Origin of the sequence: Pantoea sp. ME81, from assembly GCF_903970985.1 — a bacterium.
GTDB lineage: Bacteria > Pseudomonadota > Gammaproteobacteria > Enterobacterales > Enterobacteriaceae > Pantoea > Pantoea communis.
This window is the reverse complement of record NZ_CAJCKS010000055.1, coordinates 22664-30813: the sequence shown is the minus strand read 5'-3', so window position 1 is coordinate 30813 and position 8150 is coordinate 22664. Positions and strand designations below refer to the sequence as shown.

Annotated in this window: 7 protein-coding genes; 2 read left to right on the top strand and 5 right to left on the bottom strand. The window is 51.6% G+C overall.

Annotated features, from left to right (window positions below):
• Positions 1-232, bottom strand: a 232-nt coding sequence (locus H7A81_RS12350; RefSeq protein ID WP_182057648.1) for an arginine N-succinyltransferase, incomplete at its 3' end; no start/stop codon positions are given.
• Positions 229-1449 carry an aspartate aminotransferase family protein gene (locus tag H7A81_RS12345; RefSeq protein ID WP_182057647.1) on the bottom strand — a complete coding sequence of 407 codons (1221 nt, stop codon included), beginning with the start codon at positions 1447-1449 and terminating at the stop codon, positions 229-231. The genes H7A81_RS12345 and H7A81_RS12350, both read right to left, overlap by 4 nt.
• An 888-nt stretch (positions 1450-2337) precedes the next feature.
• Between H7A81_RS12345 and H7A81_RS12340 the strand changes: the two genes are divergently transcribed.
• Positions 2338-3429, top strand: a complete 1092-nt coding sequence (locus tag H7A81_RS12340; RefSeq protein ID WP_058959721.1) for a porin — start codon at positions 2338-2340, stop codon at positions 3427-3429.
• A gap of 172 nt (positions 3430-3601) precedes the next feature.
• Positions 3602-4660, top strand: a complete 1059-nt coding sequence (locus H7A81_RS12335) for an alpha/beta fold hydrolase (RefSeq protein WP_182057646.1) — start codon at positions 3602-3604, stop codon at positions 4658-4660.
• Here the strand turns inward: H7A81_RS12335 and H7A81_RS12330 are convergent.
• The 3 genes from H7A81_RS12330 to H7A81_RS12320 all read right to left on the bottom strand — a co-directional run bounded on the left by H7A81_RS12330 (position 4593) and on the right by H7A81_RS12320 (position 8143).
• Positions 4593-5612, bottom strand: coding sequence for an AraC family transcriptional regulator (locus H7A81_RS12330; RefSeq protein WP_182057645.1), 1020 nt, complete (start codon positions 5610-5612; stop codon positions 4593-4595). The genes H7A81_RS12335 and H7A81_RS12330 overlap by 68 nt on opposite strands.
• Positions 5613-5697: 85 nt before the next feature.
• Entirely contained in the window at positions 5698-7134 is a 1437-nt protein-coding gene (locus tag H7A81_RS12325; protein ID WP_182057644.1) for a YchO/YchP family invasin, read from the bottom strand.
• Between the two features lie 211 nt (positions 7135-7345).
• Entirely contained in the window at positions 7346-8143 is a 798-nt protein-coding gene (locus tag H7A81_RS12320; protein ID WP_058959720.1) for an SDR family oxidoreductase, read from the bottom strand.
• Between the last annotated feature and the right edge of the window lie 7 nt (positions 8144-8150).

Below are 8150 nucleotides of genomic sequence, written 5' to 3'. Positions count from 1 at the left end.
CCTCAATGGCACAGATGCCGACAGCACGGTTGTCTTCGCTGTCGGCCAGCACAAATACATAGCCTTGTTCAGCACGCGATAACGCGCCCTGCCAGGTGAGCAGAGAACGCTCGATTCGCGCTTTCAGTGTATCGCTATCGGCGGGCAGCGAAGTTAAGCCGCCCCCGGTTTTGCCCGCCAGCGACAGTAACTGCGCAAGGTCGTCACGTTCGACGGGGCGAATCACCATCATGATGCAGCTCCTGTGAGCACACGAGCGCAGGCACGTTCAAAGCGCGCCAGTCCCTCTTTCACTTCCGCTTCACTGATATTCAGCGCTGGCGCGAAACGCACCACGTTAGCACCGGCAATCAGCACCATGACACCTTCTTCAGCCGCCGCCAGGTTGAACTGCTTCGCTTTCCCGGCAAAATCTTCATTCAGCACGGCTCCAATCAACAGCCCAAGACCGCGAACTTCTTTAAAGATCGGCAGGCGCTGATTCATCTCCTGCAAAGCATCGACAAACCACTGATGGCGCTGCGCCACGCCCGCCATAAAATCGGGTTGGTTAATCAGCTCCATCACTTTACCGGCGACGGCACCCGCCAGCGGGTTACCGCCGTAGGTGGTGCCATGGGTGCCCACGCCCATCACCAGCGCCAGATCTTCGCGTGTCAGCATCGCGCCAATCGGGAAGCCGCCACCCAGCGCTTTGGCGGTGGTCAGGACGTCCGGCGTCACGCCATAGTGCATGTAGGCATACAGCGAACCGGTACGACCCACGCCGCTCTGTACTTCATCGAATATCAGGGTCGCCTGATGTTTGTCGCAAAGTTCACGCAGGCCGCGCAGGAAAGCAGGATCGGCCGGTAACACGCCGCCTTCGCCCTGAATCGGTTCAACAATTACGGCACAGGTCTGGTCATTGATCAGTGCTGCCGCAGAGGCGAGGTCGTTGAAGTTGGCATGCTGAATCGCCGGAGGCAGCGGTGCAAAATCACGTGAGTAAGCCGGTTGTCCACCCGCTGAAACAGTAAACAGCGTGCGTCCGTGGAAAGCATTATTGAAGGCTACAATGCCATTTTTCTCTGCGCCAAAACGATCGTGCGCCACTTTACGGGCCAGCTTCAGTGCCGCCTCGTTGGCTTCTGCCCCAGAGTTACAGAAGAACACGCGATCGGCGAAGGTGGCGTCAATCAGCTGTTTAGCCAGACGTAAAATAGGTTCGTTAGTATAGCCATTGCCGGTGTGCCACAGCTTACTCGCCTGCTCGGTCAGTGCCTGTTGCAAAGCCGGGTGTGCATGTCCCAAAGCATTCACCGCGATGCCGCCTGCAAAGTCGATGTAATCCTTACCTTGCTGATCCCAAAGGGTTGAGCCTTCAGCACGCACCGGTACGAAAGCCGCGGGGGCGTATACCGGCATCATCCATTGATCAAAATCGTGACGTGAAACCTGCAGTGACATAGCCATTTCTCCTGCTCCACCTGAGTGAAGCTATTGTTTTAAAATTGTTAAAATCTGTTGTGTCGCAGCACTACTGTAGAGTGCAGTAAGCGTGCCAGCTAGCGGAAAAAATGCATAAACGGGTTTGGGTAACGCAATATCAATGAGTTACACCAGGTCACTATTCACATAAAATGCATAAAAAGTGAATATCAGTCTGATGGAGATGGGAGAGCAGCAATTTATTTAGCAGATTTATGCATTCACAAAATGAAATAGCGCTTTTGTGATCGCACAGGGAATATTTCGCCAAAATGTCGCGGCTGTCGCCCTGTTTTAGGGCAATTTGTGCATTTATGGTGCGCGAGTGTGCAGGAAGTGTGCAGCCAGATGGGTAAGTAAAAGCAGCGCTGATTCGCCGCTAATTAACAATCTTGTTGCATATTTGGCTGTATTTTGAACAGCCACTTAATTAAACATAAGTTAAACGACATTTAGTGACTAAGGTTATTATCAGAACAGAAATAAAAGGATACAAAGAGATTAACCAGATAATTACCACGCTAATTATTAGGTGGTTTTCTATATTTGTTATTGAACAATAACGCATAGGCTTGTGCTATTTAACCCTTAAAGAAATGCGGTGATTTACTTTTCTTTAATTTTACTAAAAACCATTAAAAACAATAATATATGTATTTATATTGGTCAAATGCATGACGGAATTGAGATAAGTTTATCCAATGTAAAATCCCAAAAAATGGAAGTTAAGATTAAAAATCACACAAAAAGCCAATCAGAAATATTTAGTTACATATATTGCACTGTTGATCTTGAACCTTTTGTGTCATTTTCTTTTCACCCCGATGACGGGGATACAATTAAAAAATATCACAGGGTAAATTATAAATGATGAAGCGCTCCTTACTGGCAGCAGTGATGCCTTTACTGCTGGGACTTTCTTCGGCTCAGGCCGCCGAAATCTATAACAAAGATGGCAACAAGCTGGACCTGACCGGCAAAATCAACGTTTCGCATCTGTTCTCGGATAACGACAGCGCAAACGGTGAAGTTTCTTCTTATACCCGTCTGGGCTTTAAAGGCGAAACCAAAATTAATGACCAACTGACCGGCTATGGTCAGTGGCAATACCAGTACAGTCTGAGCAACTCTGAAGGCAGCGATGCCAACTCAGGCAACAAAACCCGTCTGGGCTTTGCAGGCCTGAAAGTGGCTCAGTTTGGTTCAATCGACTACGGCCGTAACTACGGTCTGGTGTATGACGTACTGGGTTACACCGATATGCTGCCGTACTTTGGTGGTGATTCAGGTTACACCGATGCCTTCCTGTCAGGCCGTTCTACCGGTGTGCTGACCTGGCGTAACAAAGATTTCTTCGGTCTGGTGAAAGGCTGGAACTTTGCCGCGCAGTACGAAGGCAAAAACGAGCGCTCTGATAGCGCGACTGCCAGCAACCTGGCGGTACGTCGTTCGAATGGCGACGGCTTTGCGCTGTCAACCTCTTATGACTTCGATTTCGGCCTGAGCCTTGTCGGTGCTTACGCTAATCTGGATCGTGTCACTGCACAGAACACCGCGACCTACGGCCGTGGCGATAAAGCGCAGAGCTGGGCAGCCGGTCTGAAATATGATGCTAACCAGATTTACCTGGCGACCATCTATGGCGAAACGCAGAATGCAACGCCGATCGGTAACAACGGTTTCGCTAACAAAGCGGTTAACTTTGAAGCCGTTGCACAGTATCAGTTCCTGAACGGCCTGCGTCCTTCACTGGGCTATGTGTCTTCTCGCGCGAAAGATGTTGAGAACAACGTGGGCGATACCGATCTGTTCAAATACGTTGCCGTTGGCGTGACTTACTACTTCAACAAGAACATGTCTGCTTATGCAGAATATAAAATCAACCTGTTGAAAGATAATAACGCGTTGAACATCAACACTGACGACGTAACTGCTGTTGGTCTGGTGTATCAGTTCTAAGAGAGTATCCCTCATTGCATACCGGCTAGTGTCGGCTGGGTATGAGCCAGGGGCAGCGTAAGCTGCCCTTTTTTATTGTCGTTATACAGGTACTCAATCGTGATTGAGGACGCGATAACTCACTGTTTCCGCTATTACTCTCCATGATTTTACACTCATGGAGACAACGCTAATGATTCGATTTTGTATTTGTGCACTTATGCTGATGATGTGTGCGTCGCTTGCACAGGCCGCAACGGGTTTTCGTCAGATAACACTTGATAGTCAGGGCAATCGTCCGCTCAATGTTGCGTTTTGGTATCCCACTGCCGCCACGGGCATCTTTGAAGATGTGGGTGAGAACCCCGTGTTCTATGGTGAGCCGATGTTACGCAATGCAACGCCTCGTCCAGGACAGCATCCTTTAGTCCTTCTGTCTCACGGCTATGGCGGTAGCTGGCGTAACCTTAACTGGTTGGCGCATGCACTCACTGTGCAGGGATATATCGTCGCTGCACCCAATCATCCCGGTACAACAACTGAGAATCACGATCCTGCTACTGCCCGGAAACTTTGGCTGCGTCCAGATGATATCAGCCGGGTACTGGATCGGTTATTGGCAGACGAACACCTGGCAGGAAAGGTCGATTCGTTGCGCATCGCCGCCATCGGCCACTCACTCGGAGGGTGGACAGTAATGGAGTTAATCGGTGCCCGGTTTTCGTCGAACAGATTTGTTCAGGATTGTCAGAACCACGCGCAACTAGCAGACTGTCAATTAATCGAGACTTTGGGTATCAGCAATACAAATACCGCTTCTTTATTAGATGCTCAATTACGTAATCCACGTATTAAAGCGGCCGTATCGCTTGATCTTGGTCTGGCGCGCGGATTCACACCTGAGAGCCTGGCAAGGGTTTCTGTGCCAGTGCTGGTGTTATCCGCAGAACAAGACAGTGTTGAACTTCCCGCCTCACTGGTATCCGGCTATCTGGCGCAGTATCTTCCGCCGCAACAGACATCGTTTTCACGTATAAGAGGCGCAACCCACTTTAGTTTTATGCAGCGCTGTAAACCCCATGGTGCTGAGTTAATCGAACAATCTTCCCCTGGTGAGGGCTTCGTTTGCCGGGATCAAGGCAGCCGCACCCGCGCCGATATTCATCAGGAGTTAATCGCCCGTATCACTCGCTTTCTGACAGCGGCATTGAACCCGCCTGCTGACGAAATGCACTCGGCGTCTGTCCGCTAATACGTAAAAACTCGCGATTGAAATTTGATTTAGTGGTGAATCCTGACGCCAGCATCACCTCCGTAACCGGCAGTGAACTGCTTCGAAGCAACTGCTGCGCATGAGCGATGCGAAAACCATTTATCCACTGAGAAACATTGCAGTGGTAAGTCGCATTGATCGCACGTGAGATGTGACGCGAGGGAATACCGGATTTGCGTGCTAACAGATTCAACGTGAGTTGTGTATTAAGGAACAGGTCATCCTGCCGCAGTCGATTTTCCAGTTGCAGGCACAAGGCTGCCTGCTCAGGCGTCTGCAACGAAGAAGAATCGGGCAGTGCTGTCTCAATACTCACTTCCCGGGGCCGGGTCCGTGCTGCAAGTACAATCGCCAGACTAAGCAAAGGCAGCATTAAACTTTGCAGTATCGCGATGATTTGCGGCACAAGCTTGCCCTGATGCAAAGTGAATTCGAGCGCCACCAGCAAATCTGTCATACCAGAGAAGCAAAGAAAAACACCGGCGGTAAGAGCCATTCTTGCCGCCAGCCCGACTTCACCGATGCGCGCATCGCTAAATCGGTCCCCACCGCCTAAGCCCATAAGAATCAATGTCGCCCCGTATCCGATATAAAGCACAAATAGCGCGCTATCAATGGCTTCTGGCCAGCACTGCATAATGATGATGGCCAGCGCGGGCGGGACGATTTTCCAGAGTGAATATTGATGAGTCGTATGCGGGCTGAAACAGTGCCAGGCCAGCGCCGGGATTAGCGTTGCTAATAACACGCGCAAAGCCATGAGTGGTGTTGACGGCGAGATCCAACGTAATGCTCCCACCGCCAGTAACAGTGAGCAGACGACCAGAAATAGCAGCGTGGTTTGGTGGCGTTGCTTATCGTTCGCCGCTAAGGTCACGATTAAAATTAGCAGCACCAGTAGCGTAACCAGCGGAACCGGAATTGAAGGCATGTAGTAAGAATCCATTCTTGACAATAAGCCGCTATATTACCAGGTTCGTGCACTGAAGTGGCCGGAATTTCGTCGATGACCGTTTTTAAGGCGCCAGCAAATCGAAGCGATTATCCTCACCGGAATCGATGCTAAACGGTTCCTGAATTTGCAGCGTAATCCAGTTGGAGGTTACGCGACTGCCCTTGCTGTCTTCCAGTGTCACAGACAGACGATAGCTGTTGGTGGCGTCAGAGGCGCTGTTCCACGCGGGCATAATGATGCTCCAGCCTTGCGGATCATTAGGATTAGCGCCCGGCGTGAGGCTTAACGCCTGGGTATCGCCCTGCCACGTCACCCTGGTTATCGGATTCGCATTACGGATTTGCAATTTCAGCGGCAGGCTTTCGCCGCCGTTTAATTGCCATGGCGGTGTGGCGAGGAATACCGATAAGGTTTTGCGCTGACGATACTCCACCACCGGCGTGTTGTTGCGCGTCACCATGTCGTAACGGCTGCCGCGCAGCGAACGCGCTTCTGCCACGTTGTCGGCGCTCAACTGCTGGCTCAACGGCACGCCGAAACGATAGTTAAGATGTAAACCCAGCTGATCCTGACTTTCACCTTCATTACTGGTTTTGTGGCTGGCAGAAAATGTCACCAGCGGCACCGGCGTGTAGGACACACCAAAGGTCAACGCCGAAGGATTGTGATAGGTATTGCCGCTGCTAAACAGATCCACATCATTGCCCAGATACTGCTCCCAACTCACCGACATACCAAGCTGGCGATAAAACGGCAGGTAGCCCTGAGTGGTGAAATCGTAGCCGCGTGCTAAACGCTGCTGCTGAAAGGGATCGCGGTTTTGCCAGCCCGATAGCGGTGTGTAGTAGTTAGCCGAGAAGCGCAGGTAATCACCCCAGGCTTCTGTGCCCACTGAAGCGCGCTGCAATCCGCTGTTGAACATGCGGTCGACAAAACCGTTGTAACCAAGCAGCCATTTGCCCGCCGTCCAACGTTGTCCTAAGCCGATATTGCCCACCAGCCCATCATCCGTTTGGTGAAAACCCACCTCACTAAAGGTCAGATATTGATAGCGATCGGCCCACGGCGTTAGCAGAGAGGCGCCACTGCCGGTGAAGTTACCGTCCATATCGACGTTAAAATCGATCTGCGCTTTACCATAAGGCGATAGCAGAGATTGGCCCTCATCCACCACGCGGTTTGCCACTTCATCGCGGAAATGATTAAACGCCCAGATACCTGCCTGATGACCAAAAGTGTTGTCACTGGTGCTGTCCTGACTGGCTTCACCGATGCTCTTGGCGATGGTCGCCAGATTTTTGCTGAAGGCCGCATTCTCATCTTCATAGCCGAGTGCAGGCAGATCGCTGGCCATTTTCTGGAAGCGTTCGGGATCGCTAAAGGGCGCATCGGCGACATGCGTATCGGTTACCAGCGCCAGAGCAGGCGCGGTGAAAAGCAGCCCCGTTGCGGCAGGTAGTATGCGCAGTGATTTGAAAGCAGAGAAAACAGATGTCATAGCAAAAACAGGCTTTTATCCAGTTTAGAATTTGAAGTGGCTCACAAAACTGTACTGGAATACCCTAACACATTCTGCCGATTTTGCAGAAAAGGCCGGGCTGAATTAGGACATTGCCTGATTAGCAAAAGGCATCATTTTCTATTGATCACTAAATCGCTCCGCAGAGCGCCCTGCGTGAAGTGCCGCAAGGCGCTCACGGCTGCTGCGATTAGGAGAAGATCAACCCGCCATCCACATTGATGGTTTGGCCGGTGATGTAGCGCGCATCATCCGACGCGAGAAACGCCACCAAACCGGCGACATCTTGCGGCTGTCCGGCGCGTTTCAGCGGAATATTTTCCACCCACTCCGCCATCAACTCGCCTTTGCCATACTGCTTTTTATCGCTGCTAAGGATTTCTCCCCACACGCGATCGTTGTAATCCCACATCTCGCTTTCGATGATACCCGGACAGAAAGCATTCACGGTGATGTGCGACGGCGCCAGTTCCAGTGCCAGGCTCTGAGTAATGCCGATAACACCCATTTTACTGGCCGCATAGTGTGGCGTGTAAATAAAGCCCTGTCGCCCCTGCCCGGATGAGGTGTTGATCAGGCTGCCGCTGCCCTGCTTCACCATATATTTCGCCGCCTCGCGGCAGCACAGCCAGACGCCGGTGGTGTTCACAGCCAGAATTTTTTCGAAATCGCTCTTTGGCATCGCGTCAAAGCGATCAATAGTGATCACCCCGGCATTCTGAATCGAGACATCAATGGTGCCGAAGCGCTCAGCGGCCTGCTGATAAAGCTGCTGCACTTCGGCTTCATTGGTCACATCCACCTGCAGCGCCAGAATCTCGCTGCCGTACTGTTCCTCCAGCGCCCGCGCTGTGGTGAATACCCGGTCCGAGTTGGACACCATTACCAGCCGTGCGCCATCGCGCGCAAATCGTGCGGCAATGCCCGCACCAATGCCGCGGCATGCGCCGGTAATCACCACCGTTTTCCCACTAAAATCGCGTGTCATATTGCCT

Coding starts and splice junctions, on each gene's coding strand:
- H7A81_RS12345 (WP_182057647.1), bottom strand. CDS start 1,449: ATGTCACTGCAGGTTTCACGTCACGATTTTGATCAATGGATGATGCCG.
- H7A81_RS12340 (WP_058959721.1), top strand. CDS start 2,338: ATGATGAAGCGCTCCTTACTGGCAGCAGTGATGCCTTTACTGCTGGGA.
- H7A81_RS12335 (WP_182057646.1), top strand. CDS start 3,602: ATGATTCGATTTTGTATTTGTGCACTTATGCTGATGATGTGTGCGTCG.
- H7A81_RS12330 (WP_182057645.1), bottom strand. CDS start 5,612: ATGCCTTCAATTCCGGTTCCGCTGGTTACGCTACTGGTGCTGCTAATT.
- H7A81_RS12325 (WP_182057644.1), bottom strand. CDS start 7,134: ATGACATCTGTTTTCTCTGCTTTCAAATCACTGCGCATACTACCTGCC.
- H7A81_RS12320 (WP_058959720.1), bottom strand. CDS start 8,143: ATGACACGCGATTTTAGTGGGAAAACGGTGGTGATTACCGGCGCATGC.